Annotated in this window: 15 protein-coding genes and 1 pseudogene; 8 read left to right on the plus strand and 8 right to left on the minus strand. The window is 63.0% G+C overall.

The window, feature by feature from the left end:
* Positions 1-130: 130 nt before the first annotated feature.
* Positions 131-3625 carry an FAD-dependent oxidoreductase gene (locus tag ACK41X_RS01585; RefSeq protein ID WP_409718445.1) on the plus strand — a complete coding sequence of 1165 codons (3495 nt, stop codon included), beginning with the start codon at positions 131-133 and terminating at the stop codon, positions 3623-3625.
* 69 nt (positions 3626-3694) lie between these two features.
* Here ACK41X_RS01585 and ACK41X_RS01590 read toward each other — a convergent pair whose 3' ends face one another.
* The 7 genes from ACK41X_RS01590 to ACK41X_RS01620 form a co-directional block, all read right to left on the minus strand.
* Entirely contained in the window at positions 3695-4675 is a 981-nt protein-coding gene (locus ACK41X_RS01590) for a Bug family tripartite tricarboxylate transporter substrate binding protein (RefSeq protein WP_409718447.1), read from the minus strand.
* A 100-nt stretch (positions 4676-4775) separates the two neighbouring features.
* Positions 4776-6308 carry a UbiD family decarboxylase gene (locus tag ACK41X_RS01595; RefSeq protein WP_409718450.1) on the minus strand — a complete coding sequence of 511 codons (1533 nt, stop codon included), beginning with the start codon at positions 6306-6308 and terminating at the stop codon, positions 4776-4778.
* Between the two features lie 375 nt (positions 6309-6683).
* Positions 6684-7487, minus strand: coding sequence for a hypothetical protein (locus ACK41X_RS01600; protein WP_409718453.1), 804 nt, complete (start codon positions 7485-7487; stop codon positions 6684-6686).
* Positions 7488-7521: 34 nt separating this feature from the next.
* Positions 7522-8214, minus strand: coding sequence for a nicotinate (nicotinamide) nucleotide adenylyltransferase (nadD, locus tag ACK41X_RS01605; RefSeq protein WP_409718456.1), 693 nt, complete (start codon positions 8212-8214; stop codon positions 7522-7524).
* A gap of 65 nt (positions 8215-8279) precedes the next feature.
* Entirely contained in the window at positions 8280-9509 is a 1230-nt protein-coding gene (locus ACK41X_RS01610) for a dihydrolipoamide acetyltransferase family protein (protein ID WP_409718459.1), read from the minus strand.
* 81 nt (positions 9510-9590) lie between these two features.
* The gene (locus ACK41X_RS01615) at positions 9591-10562 is read right to left on the minus strand and encodes an alpha-ketoacid dehydrogenase subunit beta (protein ID WP_409718462.1); all 972 of its coding nucleotides are present in this window, start codon (positions 10560-10562) and stop codon (positions 9591-9593) included.
* 24 nt (positions 10563-10586) lie between these two features.
* Positions 10587-11504: a thiamine pyrophosphate-dependent dehydrogenase E1 component subunit alpha gene (locus ACK41X_RS01620; RefSeq protein ID WP_409718465.1), complete on the minus strand. Its 918-nt coding sequence runs from the start codon at positions 11502-11504 to the stop codon at positions 10587-10589.
* Positions 11505-11992: 488 nt separating this feature from the next.
* On the opposite strand from ACK41X_RS01620, the pseudogene ACK41X_RS01625 reads away from it, so the two are divergent.
* Positions 11993-12152, plus strand: a pseudogene (locus ACK41X_RS01625) (transposase); the annotation flags it as partial.
* A gap of 176 nt (positions 12153-12328) precedes the next feature.
* On the opposite strand, the gene ACK41X_RS01630 reads toward ACK41X_RS01625, so the two are convergent.
* Positions 12329-13738 carry a UbiD family decarboxylase gene (locus ACK41X_RS01630; RefSeq protein WP_409718468.1) on the minus strand — a complete coding sequence of 470 codons (1410 nt, stop codon included), beginning with the start codon at positions 13736-13738 and terminating at the stop codon, positions 12329-12331.
* 278 nt (positions 13739-14016) lie between these two features.
* Here ACK41X_RS01630 and ACK41X_RS01635 point away from each other — a divergent pair, with 278 nt between their 5' ends.
* The 6 genes from ACK41X_RS01635 (at position 14017) to ACK41X_RS01660 (ending at position 21622) form a co-directional block, all read left to right on the plus strand.
* Entirely contained in the window at positions 14017-14877 is an 861-nt protein-coding gene (locus ACK41X_RS01635; RefSeq protein ID WP_409718471.1) for a helix-turn-helix transcriptional regulator, read from the plus strand.
* Positions 14878-15012: 135 nt separating this feature from the next.
* Positions 15013-17958, plus strand: coding sequence for a xanthine dehydrogenase family protein molybdopterin-binding subunit (locus tag ACK41X_RS01640; protein ID WP_409718474.1), 2946 nt, complete (start codon positions 15013-15015; stop codon positions 17956-17958).
* Complete coding sequence (locus ACK41X_RS01645) at positions 17955-18782, plus strand: FAD binding domain-containing protein (protein ID WP_409718477.1); 828 nt, start codon at positions 17955-17957, stop codon at positions 18780-18782. Before ACK41X_RS01640 ends, ACK41X_RS01645 begins: the two co-directional genes overlap by 4 nt.
* A complete protein-coding gene (locus ACK41X_RS01650) occupies positions 18770-19279 on the plus strand; it encodes a (2Fe-2S)-binding protein (RefSeq protein ID WP_409718480.1) in 510 nt (169 codons plus the stop codon). The genes ACK41X_RS01645 and ACK41X_RS01650 overlap by 13 nt, the downstream gene beginning before the upstream one ends.
* Entirely contained in the window at positions 19272-20822 is a 1551-nt protein-coding gene (locus ACK41X_RS01655) for an AMP-binding protein (RefSeq protein ID WP_409718482.1), read from the plus strand. Before ACK41X_RS01650 ends, ACK41X_RS01655 begins: the two co-directional genes overlap by 8 nt.
* Complete coding sequence (locus tag ACK41X_RS01660) at positions 20819-21622, plus strand: enoyl-CoA hydratase/isomerase family protein (RefSeq protein ID WP_409718485.1); 804 nt, start codon at positions 20819-20821, stop codon at positions 21620-21622. Before ACK41X_RS01655 ends, ACK41X_RS01660 begins: the two co-directional genes overlap by 4 nt.
* Positions 21623-21650 lie beyond the last annotated feature (28 nt).

The raw sequence follows: 21650 nt of genomic DNA on the forward strand, positions 1-21650 counted from the left end.
CACAATGTTTGCCGCAACCTGCGCTTTGCATAGCGCGTGAACGGCCCGGGCGCACTCATCTCAGTTGTATCGTTGACACTTATTTTGTTTCTTACTTATAAATATCTTAGTTGTCAATTATTGGTGCGCGATGACGAGCATTCCGGGCAATACAGCCAGCCTCACACTCGCTTTCGGATTGACGTTTTCCGATCTGTATGATCGCGACGGGCTTGCGCGCCTGGATGCACTGTTCGTAAGCGATCTGCGCGCGGCGTCGGACGATCTGGCCGAATGTCTGTTGCAGGCGCGCGCCGCACCGGCCCGACTTGGCAGGAAAGCGGAATCGGAGCTCATCATCGCGCTGGCTCCGCATCTGGAAGACTTCGTTGGGCGATTGTTCGGGATCGGGGACGAATTGCGGGCTCTGCGGCAAGAGCATCTGTCGAAGTCCGACCTCTTCGAAGTGAAGCGAAATTTCGTGCAACGCCGCGCCCTGCGTTCTGCAGCCGCAAAGTCCGCCGCCACAATCGACGCCGCAGCAATCACCAGGGATTTGGAAGCGTTGTTTGGCGAAGCTCTGTCGGAAAATGCCTTCGCGTACCACGTGACGCGCTGGCTCAAGGCGGAGGCCGCACATGCAGCCGAGTTGGACCTCGCTGCAACCTATGCGGCATGGGCTACGCTCTCGGCCGAAGGCAGGCACCGGCATCGCGCGGGCGTGCTGTTCAAGCAGCCGGCCAAGCGCGACCCGATGAACCTGATTGAGATTGAGCGCCGCAGCAAAGGCGATATTGCGGTCTGGACCGCGCCGGATCACCACCGCCGCGAACGCAGCGGCTTTCAGCTCACCGACCGCGGCACCTCGCTCACGGGTGCGCTCGATGAGGCCAATTACTGCATCTGGTGCCACAAGCAGGGGAAAGATAGCTGCTCGCTCGGACTGCGCGACCGTCGTTCCGGGGAGGTCGAAAAAGATGCCTTCGACGGCAAGCTGCTGGGTTGCCCGCTGGAGGAGCGCATCTCCGAAATGAACCTCGTCAAGTCCGAAGGTTACGCGCTCGGCGCACTCGCCATCGTGACCGTGGAAAACCCGCTTTGCGCGGCCACCGGCCATCGCATCTGCAACGACTGCGTCAAGTCCTGCATCTACCAGAAGCAGCAGCCGGTCGACATCCCGCAGATTGAATCGCGCACCTTGAAGGACGTGCTGCGTCTGCCTTGGGGAGTCGAAATCTATTCCTTGCTGACGCGCTGGAACCCGCTGAATTTCCGTCGTCCGCTTCCGCGTGAAGCAACTGGACGCAATGTGCTTGTGGTCGGCCTTGGTCCTGCGGGATTTACGCTCGCCCACCACCTCCTCAATGACGGGCACAGCGTCGCCGGCATCGACGGACTGAAAATCGAGCCCTTGCCCGAGCATCTTTCCGGCCGCAGGGCCGACGGCAGCCGCGTGCCATTCACACCGATACGCGACCTCGCCGAACTCTACGAAGACCTCGACAAGCGCGCGATGGCGGGTTTCGGCGGCGTCGCCGAATACGGCATCACCGTGCGCTGGGACAAGAATTATCTGAAGATCATCCGGCTGCTGCTGGAGCGGCGCGACGGATTCGCTATGTTCGGCGGCGTGCGCATGGGCGGCAGCATCACACCCGACAGCGCATTCGCGATGGGCTTCGATCACGTCAGCCTGTGTATGGGCGCAGGAAAACCGACCGTGATCCCGATGCCGAATGGTCTGGCCCATGGCGTCCGCCAGGCTTCGGACTTCCTGATGGCGTTGCAGCTCACGGGTGCGGCGAAGTCCGACAGCCTCGCCAATCTCACGGTCCGGCTGCCGATCGCCGTCATTGGTGGCGGCCTCACTGCAATCGATACCGCAACCGAGGCGCTGGCCTATTATCCGGTTCAGGTCGAGAAGTTTCTCGCCCGGTTTGAGACATTGCGCGCCGCCGACCCTCATTTCGATCTTGGACTGTCCGATGACGAAACCGGGATCGCGGACGAATTCATCCGCCACGCTAAGGCATTGCGCGAGGAACGCGCGACAGCCGCGCGGGAAGGCCGTGCGCCACGCATTTCCGCCCTGCTCGAAAGCTGGGGCGGCGCAACGGTCGTCTACCGCCGGCGCCTGACCGAATCGCCGAGTTACACGCTTAACCACGAGGAAGTCGAAAAGGCGATGGAGGAAGGCATCGCCTTTGCCGAGGGCCTCTCCCCGACGGCAGTCGAAGTCGACAGCCACGGCCATGCAACCGCGCTGCTTGTTGCTGAACACAATCAGGATGAGACCGGCACGCCGCTTCGTCTGCCTGCCCGCACCATCCTGATTGCCGCCGGCACCCAGCCGAACACGGTGCTCAGCCGCGAGCACGGCGTCGAGGTCAAGCTCGACGGGCGCTATTTCCAGGCCGTGGACGAAACCGGGCGGCCCGCGTCGCCGGAGCGCTCCTGCAAGCCGCAGACGCCGCATGTCTTGATGGACCGGCGCCCGGACGGCCGCTTTGTCAGCTTCTTCGGCGATCTGCATCCATCGTTTGCCGGCAATGTTGTGAAAGCGATGGCGAGTGCCACGCGCGGCTATTCCGTCATCACCAGCCTGATGGAAGCGCTGCCGGCGGCGAGCGGCATGAGTCCGCTTACGCGCCTCGCGCAGGAATTCCGAGCCGTCATTCACGACGTCGTGCGTTTGACCCCGACCATTGTAGAAGTGATCGTGCATGCGCCGGCAGCGGCACGCGCCTTCGAACCGGGGCAATTCTTTCGCTTTCAGAACTACGAGTCGTTTGCACCGCAGGTCGCCGGAACGCGGCTCGCAACCGAGGCACTTGCGTTGACCGGCGCTTGGGTGGACCGCGAACGGGGTCTCGTCTCCGTCATCGTTCTGGAGATGGGCGGCTCGTCCGACTTGTGCCAGTTGCTGCGGCCGGGGGAAGCAGTGGTGCTGATGGGGCCGACGGGCGAACCGACTCGCATCGAGTCCGGACGGACCTACATCCTCGCGGGTGGCGGGCTCGGCAATGCAGTGCTGTTCTCGATCGGACAGGCGGCGCGCTCCAAGGGCTCGCGCACGGTGTATTTTGCTGGCTACAAGAGGCCGCAAGATCGCTTCAAGGCAGAACAGATCGAGGCGGCGGCGGATGTCGTGGTCTGGTGCAGCGACGAAGCGCCCGGGTTTCAGCCGAGCCGCCCGCAGGATCGCGCCTTCACCGGCAATATCCTCGATGCGATGACCGCCTATGCGCGTGGCGATCTCGGAGCTCCGGACATCCGCCTCGATGAGGCGCAGCACCTGATCGCCATTGGCTCCGATGGCATGATGAGCGCGATTGCAAGGGCCCGCCACGGAGCCTTGCACCCGTATCTCGATCCAAAGATTGAGGCCATCGGTTCGATCAATTCGCCGATGCAATGCATGATGAAGGAAATTTGCGGCCAATGCCTGCAGGTTCATCGGGCACCGGATACGGGCAAGGAAACTGTGATTTTCACCTGCGCCTGCCAGGACCAGCCGCTCGAGGACGTGGATTTCGGCGTGCTACGCACAAGGCTGCGTCAGAATTCGGTTCAGGAAAAGCTGACGCGGCACTGGATCGCGCATTGCCTGAATCAGAACATGGACAAGCCAGCATTGCCGGCTTAGCAGGGCGCCGGATTCCGCGTGCCGATCCCGGCACGCGGACACTACGGATATTGCGAAAAGGTCTTTGCTCTATTGTTTCTCGATATTGGCGCGGCGGGCGACGTCTTCCCATCGCGCGATATCGGCCCTGATGGCGGCGGCGAATTCTTCCGACGTGCTGCCGACCGGCTCGACGCCGATGGTCTTGAAGCGCTCCCGCACCTCGGGCTTCTTCACCATCGCCATCAGCACGTCCTGTAGTTTCTTAATGATCACATCCGGTGTGCCGGCCGGGGCCACGATGCCGACCAGTGTCGCTACTTCCGTCCCCGGCAACCCCGCCTCGGCCACGGTCGGCACGTCGGGGAATTCGGAGCTTCGCTGCGTATCGGTATACGCAAGCGCCCGCAGCTTGCCGTCCTTGATCAGGCCGACGACCGGCGGCACGTCGGAGATCGCCAATGTGACTTGGCCTCCGAGCAATGCGGTCGCCGACTCGGCGCTGCTCTTGTATGGCACCGGCTGGAAATTCGTGCCGGACTTCTGCTTGAACAATTCGGTCGCTAGCTGAAACAGCGGTGCGCTGGACGCATAGTTGATTTTGTCGGGGTTCGCCTTGGCGTAGTCGATCAGTTCCTTGACGGATTTGACCGGCAACGAAGCATTGACTGTGATCAGCAACGGAAGCCGGCCGATGATTGACACAGGCGCGAAGTCGGTCTGCGAATTGTATGGCAGCGTCTTGCGCAGAACCGGATTCATCACCAGCGGTCCGGACGGCGCAACAAGGAGGGTGTATCCGTCTGGGTTGGATCGGGCGACCGCTTCGGCCCCGACAATCGCCGCGCCGCCCGGCCGGTTTTCGACAACAACCGGCTGTCCTAGCGCTTCGGACAATTCTTTCGCGGCGACGCGGCCGAGAATGTCCGTACCGCCGCCGGGGGCATACGGCACGATCATCTTGATGGGCCGCTGCGGATAGTTCTTGACCGCATCGTCCTGGGCCTGCGCGACTGCCCCGAACCCGCCAGCTACTGCAAGGAAAATTGCTCCAAACATCCAGCGTTTCATCCCTGACCTCCCATGGTTTTTGCAGGCTCTCTCGTAGATTCTTCAGATTGGACGCGGTGTCCCGTCGCGCGAGGGTTGATGCTCGCTTCTGGGTGCGCCGCTACTCGCCATGAAACACCCAAACATCCGGCGGCCGCCCTTCCAGCCCCAATTCGCTCCAGCGCCGGCGCACCTGCTGGTAGGTTTCGCGATCGAGGCGGGTCTCTTTCGGAAACGCCGCATAATGCCGGTGATCCTTGCAAGCGTTGATCAGCACCTTGGAGCCGTAAGGGCGTTCCGAGGCGGGAAAGCGCGGCGGATCGAGCGGCGTTGACCATGTGTTGCGCAACAGTTCGAGATCCTCCGCGGCGTTGACGCGCGTCGAAAGCGCCCAGAGCACCTGGTTGAAATCGGTCGGATCGACATCGTGATCGACCACGACAATCCATTTTGTGAAAAACGCCGCGGCAGGGCATTGCGCCGCCAATGCCAGCACCTGCGCCGAGTGACCGGGATACATCTGGCGGATGGAGACGACGACCATGGCATAACCGCCGAGGGCGGCGGGCGTGGCATAGACGCCTTCGACGCCAGGCACGCCAAGCCTGACAAGATCGTCCAGAATGCGCGAGGAACGCATCACGGCAAATCCCGTCCCGAGTTCGCTCGACGGGTAGCGCGCCATGATCGCCGCCGTGAGGATCGGCGATTTGCGGTAATGCAGCGCCTTCACCTCAATCACCGGCTGCGGCCCGCGCTCGTTGCCGTAATAGCCGGTGAACTCGCCGAGCGGCCCCTCCATCTCCGTCTCGCCGGCACGCAGAACGCCTTCGACCACGACTTCAGCGCGCGCGAGTATCGGCAGCGAACCGCTAACGCCACGCGTCAGCTCCACCGGTTGGCCCATAATGCCGCCGGCGACATCCAGCTCGGAGACATCCTTGCCAAAGCCGCTGCCGGCCATCATGAACAGCACGGGATCGACGCCGAACGCCGCGACGATTTCGCAGGGCTCGCCACGTGCCCACCAGGCATCCCGATCAAGCCGGCCATGCTTGCCCGATGTGATGTAGAGGCCGATCCTGTCCGGGCCATGCAGCATCTGGCGATAACAGCCGAGATTAATGCGCTGCTGATCGGGTCCGCGTGTCATCACCACATTCGCGGTGCCGATATAGGGGCCGCCGTCGCCCGGCCAGAACGTCGGGACTGGGAGCTTCGTCAGATCGATGTCCGAGCCGGTGAGAACGACGTCGTTGACGGGGGCTTGCTCCGGGGTAATTTCCCTCGGCGGCACCCGCGCCACCATCAGCGCCCGGGTCTGCGCCACCAGTTCGCGCAGCGATGCATCGGGGTCGAGCCCCATCGCCAGCGCGTAACGCCGCCGACACGAGCCGAGCATGTTGGTGACGACGCTGGCGCCAAGCGGATTGTCTGCAAAATTGCGGAACAGAAACGCCGGTGCGGCTTCGTTCTCCGCCGTCGCCATGATCGAGATGGCGGCAAGCTCATGCCGGGGGTTGACCGGCACATCGATCGTCTTGACCAGGCCGTGACTGTCTGCGAGCGCGAGGAAGTCCCGCAAATCGCGCCAGGCCGTCCGTCGGCCGGACACGGATTGCCACTCACCTGCGTCGGCGACGCGATCCTCCATGCACGTTCCCCCGCTGTTCTCACCCGTCCAAGTCGAGCCCGAACCGTTCGCTCAAGGGCACGGCGGCGAGCATCGTTGTCCCTGATGCCGCAGCGCGCAGCCATGGGCAGTCACGACCGCAAAAAACCGGCCAGCCGGATTAAATTAGAGCCGCAATCCTGAACTGTGTCAATAAATACCGGCTGGCCGGTTTTCTGATTGGTCGGACATGCAGTGCCCCTGGCCGGCGATCAAGTCGTATTTGGCGGAACCTAGGCCCCCTTGCGGGCGTCTTTCGAGCACCTGAGCCGCTTATCTTGAGGCTTCGGGTCTCTGCATCGACGCGATCTGCTGCTGCCAGGCGGCGCCGACGTTGTTCGAAAATGTTCCGACGAGTCAGCCGGTTCGGACGTCGAATTTGATGTCGACGATCGGCGCATCGAGGATGGCGCGTCCGATATCAAGAATGTCCACGTCATGCTGCGCGACGCTGGGAATGTCCTCCATTGCGATATCTCCGGCGAAGGCAATCGTTGTCCGATCGCGGCATCCGGCTTCGCGGACAAGACCCGCAACCATGTCAAGATCCTCCAACCGGCCGCTGTCGACCATCAGGATTTCCGCACCCAGCGCAATGGCCGCGCGCGCTTCTGCGGCAATGTCCTCGACCAGACCGCGCAACTGGATGGCGCGCACATACCCTTGCATCGGTGCGACCGCTTCCAGCGTCTTGCGCACCGACCCGAAAATCCGGACATAGTTCTTGTCGAGATACAGAAACGGCAGCTCCGAGATGCGTCCGCTGCCGCCCCCGCGATGCACGGCGCGCCGGATCTGCGGCTTGATTTCCTCCGGCATCTTCTTCGCCGCCCCCGACACGACGCGAACACGACTTCCGGCCAATTCCTGCGCACGGCGCATCGCACGCGCAATACCGGAGGGCTTTGCGATGGCGCCGGGAACGCAATCCTCCGCCATCGCGATCGCCTTGGCCGAACCGCGCATGCTGAGGATCGGCGTCTCGGTATCCGCCTCATCGCCATCGGCCGCGCAGCAAAGCACCTCGCAGCCAAGATCGGACGCTTTCTGACCTGCCATCTCTACACCGCAGACGACGCCCGGACTCGTGACCCTGACATCGGCCGTATAAAGGCGATCCGCCACCGGCGCGAAAATCGTATCTCTCAGATCGTAGGTCATGGTCGATCTCGATTCCTGGGGAATCTCGCAAACGCTAATTCGATACAGACGCATCAGCATCGCGCCAGGCCGCATCCACCTCCGCACGATGCTGCTCCAGAATGTCGATCGCGGCCCGCGGAACCAGATACGACAGATCGCGACGCTCCAGCCAGCGGCGGCGCACCAGCGAGGAACTGATGTCGATCCGCGGCAAAGGCAACAGCACTGCGCGCCGTCCCGGGATAAGCTCGAAAGCCATCACCGATCCAGCCGGCGGATCGATGCGGCGGCTTTCAGGCCAGGCAGCAGCGACGTCCAACGCAAACTCGTGGATGTCGAATTCGGTGCGGCAGACGATTGCGATATGCACCAATTCGGCCACACGACGGCCGGCCCGCCACTTGTGCAGGCGCAAAAACTCACGATCGCCGAGGAGAAAATATCTGTCGGACTCCCGCCCCGCCTCTGCCATTGCTTCCAAGGTCTGAATGGTGAACGAAGGCACCGGCAGATCTTTCTCGATCTCATTCACCGAGAAGCGGTCGTCCTCGCTTAGCGCCGCGTGCAGCAACGCCACACGAAGCTGGAAACGCAGCAACGCCGAATCGGCTTTGTGACGCGGCGCGTAGCCCGGAATCCATTCGACGCGCACCAGATCGAGCGCTTCCGCCACCTCGATCGCAGCCCTCACGTGCCCCACATGCACCGGGTTGAAAGTCCCACCGAAGATCAACGTTCGCAACATTCGAAGCCAGCCGGCCTTGTGCGACGATCAGACAACATCCCGACGTTTTACCCGCGCAAGTCGCCTCATGCCAACGCCAGCAACGGTTCCTCGACCACATCCTTTAGAGTTGCGATAAACGCGGCGGCCTTGGCCCCGTCGATGATCCGGTGATCGTAGGTCAGGGTCAGCTTCATGACCGGACGAACAACCACCGCGCCGTCGCGCGCGACCGGCGTGTCGACGATCGCGCCGACCGCGAGGATCGCGCTTTCCGGCTGGTTGATGATGGCGCTGAATTCCTCAACACCGAACATGCCCAGCGACGAAATCGTGAAGGTGCCGCCCCGCATCTGCTCGGGCGGCAGCTTTCCGGCGCGCGCCCGCGCGATCAGGCCATTGCGCTCGACCGCGATCTCGGAAAGCTTCTTCGTACCGATATCTGCAATCACCGGCACGACAAGCCCGTCATCGAGCGCTGTCGCTATCCCCATGTGAATGGGATCGATCCAGAGAATGCCCTCGGGCGTCCAGCGCGTATTCATTACCGGATGGCGCGCAATGGCGACTGCGACGATCTTGGCCAGCAGGTCGGTTAGAGTCGGGCGCACGCCTGTCTGCTTTTCTATGGATGGCATGAGCCGCTGACGGGCGTCGATCAGGTTTCCCGCGTCCACCGAGACGACCATATAGGCCTGTGCGGCCTCTACCTTACTCGCAAGCATCTTTCGGGCGATGATCTCGCGCATGGAGGAGAGTTTGACGATACGGCCTTGCGCGTGTTGCGCGATCGGCTCAACGGCGGGCTGCGGCCTAGACTGCCCCGCCGGCGTATGCGCCGCGAGGAACGACTCCACGTCAAGCCGCGTCAGCCGTTCCGACGGGCACGCGGCGGCAACCTGGGCGAGGTCGATCCCATGCGTTTTCGCGATGCGGCGCGCCAGCGGCGTAGCGCGGACTTTCGACGCCGCCATGCGTGGCTCCGCAGCTGCGACCGGAGCCGACGCGGGCGACGGTACGGCCTGAGCTGCAACGGCAGGGGCAGCCTGTGCCGGCTGAGCCCCATTGTTGCCACCCGTTGTTTCGTCCAGCAGCGCGACTTCGGTCCCGACCGGAACAGTCTCGCCTTCGTTCACCACGATCTTTGTCAGAAAGCCCGATTTCGGGGCTTCGACGTCGAAGCTCACCTTCTCGGTTTCGAACACGAAGACGGTTTCGCCCTTCTCGACGCGATCGCCGACGGCTTTTTTCCACTCGACAATCTTGCCCTCGGTCATGGTCAGACCGACCTTGGGCATGACGATTGCGGAACTCATGGACTCCCCGCCTCTCGACTCGTTTCCTGCAGTACGCCTTCGCACCCGGCGGCTGCCGAACGCCCGGACCGATGCTGCCGCCTAATACATCATCACCTTTTCGACGGCGCGCACGACATCGGCGGCGTTTGGAAGGTAATCGGCTTCCTGGCTGAATGGGACCGGCGAGAACGGCGCGCCGACGCGCGCGATCGGCGCATCGAGTACGTCGATCATTTCCTCGCTGACCATCGCAGATATTTCCGCGCCGATGCCAAACGATTTCACCGCTTCGTGCGCGATAACCAGACGCGAGGTTTTCTCGACGGATTTGAAGATCGCATCCCTGTCGAGCGGCGTCAGCGAACGCAGGTCGATGACTTCGGCATCGGTGCCGTTTGCAGCGAGCGTTTCCGCCGCGTCCATGGTCTGCTGCACCATGCGCGAGGCGGTGACGATCGTCACGTCCTTCCCGGACCTGCGCACGTCCGCTTTTCCGATCGGAACCAAATATTCGCCCTCCGGTACCGTTCCGGACGAGGCATAAAGCGCCTTGTGCTCGAGAAACAGCACCGGATCGTCGTCACGGATTGCACTTTTGAGGAGGCCCTTGGCGTCGGCCGGCGTCGCCGGCATCACAACCTTGAGCCCAGGAACATGGGCAAACCACGCTTCCAGGCTTTGCGAATGCTGCGGTCCGGCATTGAGCCCGGCGCCGCCCGGGGCGCGGATCACGAGCGGCGCCGTGAACTGGCCGCCGAACATAAAGCGCGTCTTGGCGATCTGGTTGACGATCTGGTCCATGCAGACCGGCAGGAAGTCGGCGAACATGACCTCGACAACCGGCCGCAGCCCCTTCATCGCCGCGCCCAGCGCCAGGCCGACAATCGCGGATTCGCTGATCGGAGTGTCGCGTACGCGCTTTTCGCCAAAGGCCTGAAGAAGACCGCGCGTCCCACCAAAGGCGCCGCCTGGCGCACCGACATCCTCGCCGATAACGAAGACGGTTTCATCGCGCGCCATCTCTTCATGCAAGGCTTCGTTGATCGCCTTGATGTATCGAAGTTCCTTCACGGCAGGCAAACCTCGCGGCAAGTGTCAGGCATAAACGTCTTTCAGAAATTCGCCCTTCGCAGCGGCGGGCGCCGCCTCCGCATGAGCGATCGCCTCATCAATTTCCGCGGCAAGGCGGGCATCGGCGGCGTCGAGCTGCGCGCGATCGGCGCGGCCTGAGTCGATCAGGAATTTCTGGAAATTGACGATGCAGTCGACGTTGCGCGACTTTTCGAGATCCTCGGCCGGCCGGTACTTCTGCGGGTCGCCGGCGTAATGACCGAACCAGCGATAGGTCTTGCATTCGAGCAGGGTCGGCCCCTCTCCTGCCCGCGCGCGCGCAACGGCCTCGCGCATAGCTTCGCGAACCCGCAGCACGTCATCACCATCGACGCAGACGCCGGGCATGCCATAGCCCTCGGCCCGTCGCGCGATACTGTCGATCTTCATATAGGATTTTTGCGAGGTGAATTGTGCCCAGCCGTTATTCTCGCACACGAAGATTATCGGCAGATCCCACAGCGCGGCGAGATTCATGGCTTCGTGGAAGGTGCCCTGATTGGACGCGCCATCGCCGAAGAATACCGCGGTGACGCTGTCCTCACCCTTGAAAGCGGAGGCGAACGCACTGCCGAGCGAAATCGGCAGCCCCGCGCCGACGATACCGTTGGCGCCGCCGACTCCAGCTTCGCTGCTGGCAACATGCATCGAGCCCGAATTGCCGCGACACGCACCGTTCGCGCGGCCGAAAATCTCGGCCATGAACGGCTTCAGCTCCATGCCCTTGGCCAATGTGTGGCCGTGTCCGCGATGCGTGGTGAAGATGGTGTCCGCCGGCGTCAGGCACGAGCACACACCCGCGGCAACTGCTTCCTGGCCGATACTGACATGAATGAATCCCGGAATCTTCCCCTCTGAAAAGACCTGAAGCAGCCGCTCCTCAACCCGCCGGACACGAAGCATTGAGTAATGTAGGTCAAGAAGGCCATCGTCGTTCGGAATCGCGTGCGCGCCCCCAGCTTCCGCCGGCTTGGGCGCACTTTTCATTGAAGTGGCGGGCTTATTCTGCTGGGGCTTGTTCATCGATCCTGAGGGCTTTTGATAATCACCGGCGGACGCTGTCCTGATACAAAATTACCCAATAAACCGGCTGGCCGGTTTATTTTTTTAGTTCATGATCTATCGGAGTGTCAAGGCGGCTGCGGAGGATTCAAAACGATCGCCGCGATCAGAGGCTGGCCGGAGCCGTCACCCGGTTCGCCGTCCGCGCGAGGCACGTTCAGGTTTATTGAACGCCGCGCAGTAAGCAAGCCTGCCGGCCTCCATCCGGCAGGCAGCGTGAATCACGTCATTCCTGATTTGGGAATCTTCAACGATTCAATCAGATCGGGTTCCGCTCTGATACAATTGATCTCGGCGGTGCTTTAGGAGGTTGACGAATAGCAATCGGGCCGCTGCACGCCTGCTATCCGTTGATCGTCTTCGATGCGATTCGGATCACAATCCGTCACGAAGGCTTTGTCCGTCACAAAAGCCGTCTATATTGCGCTCGGTGTTTTGCGCGATGGAACCAGGCAGATCCTCGGCCCCTGGATCGGACAGACCGAAGGCGACGCGTCTAGAGTCTTTCCGCTTTTCTTCGAATCGCGAAAAGACTCTAAGTTGTTGCGTTGGCGCGTTTTCTTCACGCGAACCGGTGCCCACTTCGCTCGAAAACGCTATAGGCTGCGCGTCTGCCTTCAAGGGACGGAACCGGCCAAAGGGCCAGCTTCAGAGCCTCTGCCTGATCAGGCCTTGAGACATTGTCTCCAAGAATGGTCGTTTTCGAGAATGCGCCCGATATCCACGCTTTCCTCACCAGGCACACGGATGCGCTTGAATTTCATCTCGGGTGCATCGAGCGGCTTGGTCGCGTCCAGCCCCATCTTCGCGCCGACGCCGTTGCGAGCCGACGGGTCCAGCTTGGAACCCTGACTTTCGCCTACGACGAGTAGATCGCGGTCGGCTTGAAAGCGGGTCGCCACCGCCCATTCGACTTCTGCTGGATCGTGAATGTCCACGTCGTCGTCCACCACGATCACCTGCTTGACATCGTAGTGCCCGGCGAAAGCTCCCATCATGATATTCTTGGCTTCGCCTTCCTGCCGCTTGTCGATCTGCACATAGAGGTGATAGCGGCAAACGCCACCACGCGCGAGATGCACATCGCATACATTCGGGAAACTGCGACGCAGGTGAGCGAGCAGTGTCGCCTCGCGCGGAATGCCGCCGAGCAGGAGATGTTCGAGACCGCCGCCGACGATGGTGTGGAACATGGCGTCCTTGCGATGCGTGAGCGCGTCGATCTCGATCACGTGGCGCTTCGCCCGTTCGCCGTAATATTGCGGGAATTCTCCAAACGGGCCTTCGGGCTCGCGGACATGCGGCAGCAGCCGGCCCTCGAGGACGATCTCGGCTTCCGCGGGAACGCGGACCTCGTTGGTCACGCACTTCACCACTGGAAGCGGCGCACCATGCAGGGCACCGGCGATTGTAAGTTCGTCGAAGTCGATTGGCGCAATCGCTTGGGACGCCAGAAGCGTAAGCGGATCGACACCAACCGCGATGGCAACATCGAGCGCCTGACCGGCGGCCTCCGCCATCTCAAAAAACATATGAGTATGGCGCGGCAGCAAAAGGGCCCCGAGCCGGTTCGGGCCGCTCACCTGCAAACGATGAATCGACACATTCTGGATCCCGCTCCTGGGATTGCGCGCGATCAGGAGACCCGCGGTGATATAGGCGCCGCTATCGTGCTCGTTATGGACCGGGATCGGCAATTGCCGGGTCATATCGACGTCGCGATGCACCATCTGCTGAGCCGGCGCATTTCGCACTTCCAGCCATGGGACAGGATTGAGGGCGGCCTCCTGGAACCGGGTCAGCACCTCGCCCGGGGCGACGCCCATGGCCTCGGCGATCCAGCCCCGGTCCGATACCAGCCCCGAAATTACCGGCATTGCATGTCCCCCGGCCTGCGGAAAGAACGTGGCCTTGCGGCCATCGAGCCGCTTGGCGACTGCCGCGATCTCGAAGGCCAGAGACAAGCCAGGTCGCGCCACGGCGAGCCGGTCTTGCGCAGCCAGATGATCGAGCCATCCGCGCAAGGTCGTGATCGGCCGCGGGCCTTCCCGGCCCGCCACAACGTTCGATTGCATGTCTCCGCACCGGACCGCCTCGGTCATATTCGGCCTTGATTTTCGTTGACCCCGGACTCGTTATCGGCCGCTTTGGCGCCATTTCGCATTACCGCGGCGTCTCATTTTTTATCTCGCACCGCAGCATTCCGGAGCGACCCGCTTGCAGCAATGGCGGAATTCGCGATACGCAATTTAACTTACGCAGTGCGACAATTCGGCAAGAATAGTCCGTGCGATCGCCGTAATAATAGAGCGGCCGACTGCGAAGAAGCCCCGGGTAGGAAACCAAACAAGGAATGTCCAACGCCTTGCGCATCGCCCATGGTGACTTCGGCCGTGTCGCCCTGCTCGACATGGACCGCTCACTCGTGCGGCATGCGCATCCGCACTGCCATGTGCTGATCAAGGCGAGCGGCGCCGACACCCAGTTTGCCGTCGGCGACCGGCTTGTTCCCCTCACCGATACACAAGCTGTGCTGATCAATACCTGGGAGCCGCACGCCTACGTGCATTATCAGGAACGGCCACGCACCATTATCCTCGCGCTCTACATCGAGCCCAGCTGGCTGAAAACCTTCCGCCCGAACTGGGCGGCGAGCGGCGCACATGGCTTTTTCGACAGGCCCGCCGGCGAGCTCTCGCCGCGCATCCGGCGCCTGTCGATGGATCTCGCCGCATTCATGATGGCGGACCCGAGCGCGGGCGCAACTCAGGAACAATTGCTGTCCGACCTGATGATCTCGATTATCGAACGCTTCACGCCCTGGCGAACGCTTTCGAAGAGAGCGGCTGATTTCCAGGCCCACAGCAATCCAATGGACTGGCGGATTCGCCGCGCCATCAACCTGATCCGTGCCGACCCGAAGGCGGCGCAGGACGTAGATTCCATGGCGAAGGAAGTTGGCCTTTCACGGGCGCACTTCTACCGCCTGTTTGAGCGTTCGACGCGGATGACGCCGCACCTCTACGTCAATCTTCTGCGGATGGAACTTGCGGTGAAGACCGTGGTCCACAGCGACGACAGCCTGGCCCTGGTCAGCGAAAAACTCGGCTTTTCGGCGCAGAGCCATTTCACCCGGTTCTTCCGGGACCATGCCGGTTGTACGCCGAGCGAATTCCGGCAGGTCGCCCGCATCGGGTTCGCATTCGGCGCCTGAACCACCGCCAGCACCGCACCAAATGAGACGCATCGGTAAGCCGTGAGACAGGATGGCATGGCCGGCCTGAGCGCGGTCGTGACAGCGTAACCCTTGCATGCGCCGGCAAAGAGCGCATCGAGGGACGTCGAAGCGATGGCAGGTCAGGCCACCACATGGTGCGGGCAATCGGTCGAGCGCGTGGAGGACGCAGCGCTCCTGTCCGGCCGCGGCCGCTTCATCGACGATCTCACAGTCAAGACCGGCACCCTGCATGCCGCGATCCTGCGCTCGCCTCATGCGCATGCGCGGATTGTCGCGATCCGCACCGAAGCGGCGCGCAAAGCACCGGGCGTCGCGGCAATCCTCACCGGGACCGATATCACGGCGCATTCGGCGAGCCTCGTCGTCGGCGTCAAAGCGCCGATCGAGTGCTGGCCGATCGCAACCGATCGCGTCCGCTACATCGGCGAGCCGGTGGCCATCGCCATCGCCGCCGACCGCTACCTTGCCGAAGATGCGCTCGATTTGATCGAGGTGGAGTATGAGCCGCTGCCGGCGGTTGTCGATCCGCTCGCCGCGCTCGAGCCGGACCAGCCGGTTCTGCACGAGCCGCTCGGCACCAATCTCGTGAGCGAACGCAGCTTCCGCTACGGCGATCCGGACAAAGCCTTTGCGGAAGCTGCCCATACGGTGTCCGTGACCATCCGCTATCCGCGCAATTCGTGCACGCCGATGGAAACCTATGGCGTCGTTGCCGAATACGATCCCGGCGAGGACAGCTACGACATTCTGGCGAATTTCATGGGTCCGTTCAGCCTGCATGCGGTGATGGCGCGGGCGCTGAAAGTGCCGGGCAACCGGTTCCGCCTGCGCACGCCGCCGGACTCCGGCGGCAGCTTCGGTGTCAAGCAGGGCGTGTTCCCCTACGTCGTTCTGATGGGGATCGCCGCACGGTTATGCGGGCGGCCGGTGAAGTGGATCGAGGACCGGCTCGAACATCTCACTGCGTCGGTGTCGGCGACCAATCGGGTCTCCACGCTTCGCGCCGCCGTCGATGCCGAGGGATGTGTGCATGCTCTGGCCTACGATCAGATCGAGGATGTCGGCGCGCATATCCGTGCGCCGGAGCCGGCCACGCTGTACCGCATGCACGGCAACCTCACCGGGGCCTACGACATACGCCATGTCTCCGTACGCAATCGCGTGGTCGTTACCAACAAGACTCCCACCGGCCTCAATCGCGGCTTCGGCGGCCCGCAGGTCTATTACGCGCTGGAGCGGCTGATGCAGCGCATCGCCATCGAGCTCGGCCTCGATCCGGTCGATGTGATCCGCAGGAACCTCGTTCCGTCCGGCGCCTTCCCGTACCGGACCGCAACCGGCGCGCTGCTCGATTCCGGCGATTACCTGAAAGCGTTCGAGCAGGCCCTGGACGACGGCGGCCTCGACGCCTTGCGCAAGCGCCAGGCGGAGGCGCGAGCGGAAGGCCGCATCTACGGCATCGGCCTGACCGCGGCGGTCGAGCCGAGTGTGTCCAACATGGGTTACATCACCACGGTTCTGACGCCGCAGGAGCGGCAGAAGGCCGGGCCCAAAAACGGCGCGCAAGCAACGGCAACGGTCGCGATCGACCCACTTGGCGGAGTTTCGGTGCATGTCGCCTCGGTCCCGCAGGGACAGGGCCATCGCACGGTTCTTTCGCAAGTCGTTGCCGATGCGCTCGGGCTGAAGCCATCCGACATCCGCGTCGTTACCGATTTCGACAGCGCCCGAGACGCCTGGTCGATCGCATCCGGCAATTATGCCAGCCGCTTTGCGGCCGCTGTCGGCGGCGCTGCGCATCTGGCTGCCGAAAGGATCAAGGCGAAGCTCGCACGCAGCGCCGCAGCGCAGCTCAACGTGCCGGCCTCGGAGATCGAATTCGCGCAAGGCCGCATCCGTGCTCGCGGCAATCCGGATAACGCCATCCCGTTCTCGCGCATTGCGGCGGCGAGCCACTGGTCTCCCGGCCTGATCCCTGAAGCGGATCAGGCGCTCCGCGAAACCGCATTCTGGACACCACCGGAACTGACGCCGCCGACCGGACAGGACGAAATCAACTCCTCTCTCTGTCACGGGTTTATTTTCGATTTCTGCGGCGTCGAGATCGATCGCGATACCGGTGCAGTGCGTATCGACAAATACGTTACCATGCATGACTGCGGCCGCATTCTTCACCCCGGAATGGTCGCAGGCCAGGTTACGGGCGGCTTCGCGCATGCAGTAGGCGCTGCGCTTTACGAAGAATATGCCTACGGGCCGGATGGCGCCTTTTTGACCGGTACCTTTGCCGATTACCTGGTGCCGACCGCAATGGAGGTGCCCGCTCCATTAATGCTGCACGTTGAGACGCCCTCCCCGTTCACGCCACTCGGCACAAAGGGCGTCGGCGAAGGCAACTGCATGAGCACACCGGTTTGCATCGCCAATGCTGTGGCAGACGCGCTCGGGATCGCGGAAATCGACCTGCCGCTGACGCCTGCGAAGATCGCAAAGCATCTGCACGGCGAGGAAAAGGAGCCGCCGCACGCATTCGTCCGCCCCGCTGTAGCTGCGGCCGGCATCCGTGCCCTCCACGGTTCGGGCGAAGCCAAAGTCGCCGCCGCGCCGGACGCGGTCTGGGAGCTGTTGCTCGATCCGGCGACGCTCGCCGCAATCATTCCGGGTTGCCACGGGGTCGCGCGCGTGTCCGAAACGCATTTCCGCGCCGACGTGACGCTCGGTATCGGTCCCGTCACCGGCCGTTACAAAGCCGATATCCGTTTGCGGGACCTGGTTCGCCCGCAATCCGTGACACTCGACGGCGTCGTCGACGGCGCGCTCGGCAATGCGGCGGGCACGGGCCGCATCCGCCTTTCGCCGATGCCCGAAGGCGGCTCCCTGCTGACCTACGACTACGATGCGCAGATCGGCGGCAAGGTCGCGTCCATCGGCGGACGCCTGCTCGACGGCGCGGCCAGGGTGGTGATCCGCCAGTTCTTCGCGGCCCTTGCCCGCAAGACCGGCGGAGGGAAAACCAAAGCCGGGCTGTTCGCACGTCTGTTCGGAGGCCGCGCATGAAGCCCGCCCGCTTCGATTATGTGCGCGCGCAGTCTGTCGCAGAGGCTCACGAGACCTTGGCGCAAGATGCCGGCGATGCCCGAATTCTCGCCGGCGGGCAGACATTGATGCCAATGCTGTCGATGCGGCTGGCGCGACCGAAGGTGCTGATCGACATCATGCATCTGCCTGAACTGCGCCGGATAAGCGACAACGGCAACGCCATCCGCGTCGGCGCCGCGGTCCGCCAGGACGAACTTCTCTCACGCCCGGACCTCGCCCGCAGCTTGCCGCTGGTCGCGGCCGCTTTGCCTTTTGTTGGCCATGCGCAGACCCGCAGTCGCGGCACGATCTGCGGATCGGCGGCCCATGCCGATCCGAGCGCGGAAATTCCGCTCGCTCTGGTCGCACTTCGGGGCAGCATCGAATTGTCCGCGCGCCGCAAGACGCGCAGCATCACGGCCGAGGATTTCTTCATTGGGATGATGTCCACCGCCCGCGGCGAAGACGAACTGATCGAGGCGGTGACCTTTCCGAAGGCGCGCCCAGGACAGGGCTATGCTTTCCGCGAATTCGGCCGGCGCCACGGCGACTTTGCCATCGTTGGCTGTGCGGCGGTCGTCTCGGACCGGGAAACGCGACTCGCGATCGGCGGGGTCGCCGACCGACCGGTCGCGCGTGACTTTCGTGCGCTCGACGGCACCGCGCTCGACGACGCGCTCCATGCCTTTGCTTTCGACCTCGACGCCCGCGACGACCTGCATGCCACGGCGCGCTATCGCCGCGAGCTGGTGCGCCGCATGGGCCGCGCCGTCATCGAGGAGGCACGCCGATGCCTCGCCTGAGCGCGGAAAAACGCCACCCGGTCCAGCTCTCGGTGAATGGCCGCACTTACCAGGCCGAGGTCGAGCCGCGCATGCTGCTCAGCGATATGCTGCGGCACACGCTCGGTTTGACCGGTACGCATGTCGGATGCGAGCACGGCGTTTGCGGCGCCTGTACCGTCCAGATCGATGGGGCACCGGCGCGCGCATGTCTGACGCTTGCCGTTCAGGCCGACGGCGCCGACATCCGCACGGTGGAAGGGCTCGAACCGGCTCCGGGGCGCCTGTCCGTGTTGCAGGAGTCGTTTCGACGCCACCACGCCCTGCAGTGCGGATTCTGCACTGCCGGGATTCTGATGTCGCTCGACCACCTGCTGCGCAGCGACCCGGCCCCCTCCGAGGAGACGCTGCGGGAATTTCTCAGCGGCCATCTGTGCCGCTGCACGGGCTATGTCCCGATCATTGCCGCAGCACTGGATGCTGCAAAGAGACTGCGGGAGACACACCCCGATGCTTGACCTCGGAACCAGCTTTCTCGCAAGCGTCGAACGCAAGCCTGGAGCGCTCGCATTCGTCGACGGACCGGTCCGTCTCACCTACGCGCAGGCCTATCGGCAGATTTCGGCCATCGTCGACAGCTTCGACGAACTCGGCTTGATGCCGGGCGACCATCTCGTGACCGTGCTGCAAAACCGGGTCGAGGCCGCGCTCCTTCATTGGGCGTGTCAGTTTGCCGGCGTCGTGATAACGCCGCTCAACTGGCGCGCCAAGCCGGACGAAATCGATTTCGGCCTTGCCGATTCCGAGGCCAAGGCCCTCGTGTTCGAGGATGTCTCCGCCGAAGCGGCGCGGACGTCGCAAGAGGCGCGATCGCGGCACAGGATCGCTCTCGACTCGGTCAAGTCCGACGAAATCGCCTACGCTTCGCTCGTGGACCGCTCCGGCAACGAGGCCGAACCGCGCGTGTCGGCGGACGCCTGGTCGGTGATGCTCTATACTTCCGGAACCACCGCGCGCCCGAAAGGGGTGCCGCGCCGGCAACGGGCCGAGCGCGCAGCCGCGGTCGCGCATGTTGCGCAGAACCTCTACTCCAATGGCGAATGTACGCTCGGCGTTATGCCGCTCTATCACACGATGGGGGTGCGCTCTCTGCTGGCAATGTCTCTGATCAACGGTACATTCGTGTGCCTTCCGCGCTTCGACGTTGCCAATGCCCTTGCACTGATCGAGGCGGAGAGAGTCACCAACCTTTATCTCGTCCCGACGCTTTATCACGACCTAATCCACAACGACCTTTTCGCACGCGCCGATATTTCGTCGGTACGCAAGCTCGGCTTCGCCGGCGCTCCGATGACAGACGGCCTGCTGAAGGATCTGAGTGAGGCATTCAAACCGGAGCTTTTCGTCAACCATTACGGATCCTCCGAGATCTATACCTTCACCATCGATCAGAATGCGGCAGCGAAGCCAGGCTCGGCCGGCCGCGCTGGCATCAACCAGCGCATCCGCGTGGTGAAACTGGGCGCCGCCTCCCCGGACGAAATCGCAGCCACCGACGAGGAAGGCGAGATCATCGCCCATCTGCTTGGCGACGAATCCTTCGAGGGCTATTGGCGGCGCCCGGAAGCCGACGCCAAAGCCCTGCGCAAGGGCTGGTACTTTACCGGCGACACAGGCTTCGTCGACAAGGACGGCGATCTGTTCGTGACCGGGCGGGTCGACGATATGATCATTACCGGCGGCGAGAACGTCTCGCCGGTAGAAATCGAGAGCTGCCTTTCGCTGCATCCGGCCGTGTCCGAAGTCGCCGTCGTCGGACTTCCGGACGAGCGCTGGGGCAAAATCGTGGCTGCCTTCGTCAAGCGACGCAGCCCGGTGCAGGACGCCGAACTCGATCAGTTCTGCCGCAATTCGGGTCTCGCCAATTTCAAGCGGCCACGCCGCTATGTCTTCGTCAACGAAATCCCGAAATCGCCGGTCGGCAAACTCCTGCGCCGCAAGCTGGTCGCAGGCGAATTCGAGGCCGAAGGCGGACCTCAGACCAAAGGCAACGCAGCATGACGTCGATGACCTTCACCGATCCGCGCCTTTTGACGCTCAACGGCTTCCGGGTGGAACTTACACCACACAAGCAGCGTGCCGATATCGTTCTCGACCGGCCGCCGCTCAACGTCATCGAAATGCCGCAGCGCGACCAGTTGCGGCTGGTTTTCGAGGCCCTCGACGAAGACGACAGCGTGCGTGTCATCGTGCTGCGCGCGGCTGGAGAGCATTTTTCCAGCGGCGGCAACATCAAGGGCTTCATGGAGGCCTCGCCCGAGCATGTCTCGAAACTCGCTTGGAACATCGCCGCGCCTGCACGCTGCGCGAAACCGGTGATCGCCGCGAACCGCGGCTACTGCTTCGGCGTCGGCTTCGAAATTTCGCTCGCCTGCGATTTCCGTCTCGTCTCGGATACCTGCCTCTACGCTTTGCCGGAGCAGAAGCTTGGCCAGATTCCGGGCTCCGGAGGGTCGGCGCGATTGCAGAAGATCGTCGGGATCACGCGCACCAAAGACATCGTGATGCGCTCCAGGCGAATCCCGGGCCGCCAGGCATACGACTGGGGGATCGCAACGGAATGCGTGGCCGACGACAGGCTTGAGGCTGCGACCGACGCGCTCGTCGACGAACTCCTTTCCTTTTCGCCGCTCGCGCAACGGACGGCCAAGAAACTGCTCAACGATACCGAGGATTCGACCCTCACCATCGCCATCGAACTGGAAGGCCATTGCTACAGCCGCCTGCGGCAGTCCGACGACTTCAAGGAAGGCGTCGAGGCGTTTCACGGCAAGCGCGCTGCGAAATTCAAGGGAAGCTGAAGGCGGTAAGGGCCGCCGCAATATAATG

This window comes from Pseudorhodoplanes sp., from assembly GCF_046289595.1.
Lineage (GTDB): Bacteria > Pseudomonadota > Alphaproteobacteria > Rhizobiales > Xanthobacteraceae > Pseudorhodoplanes.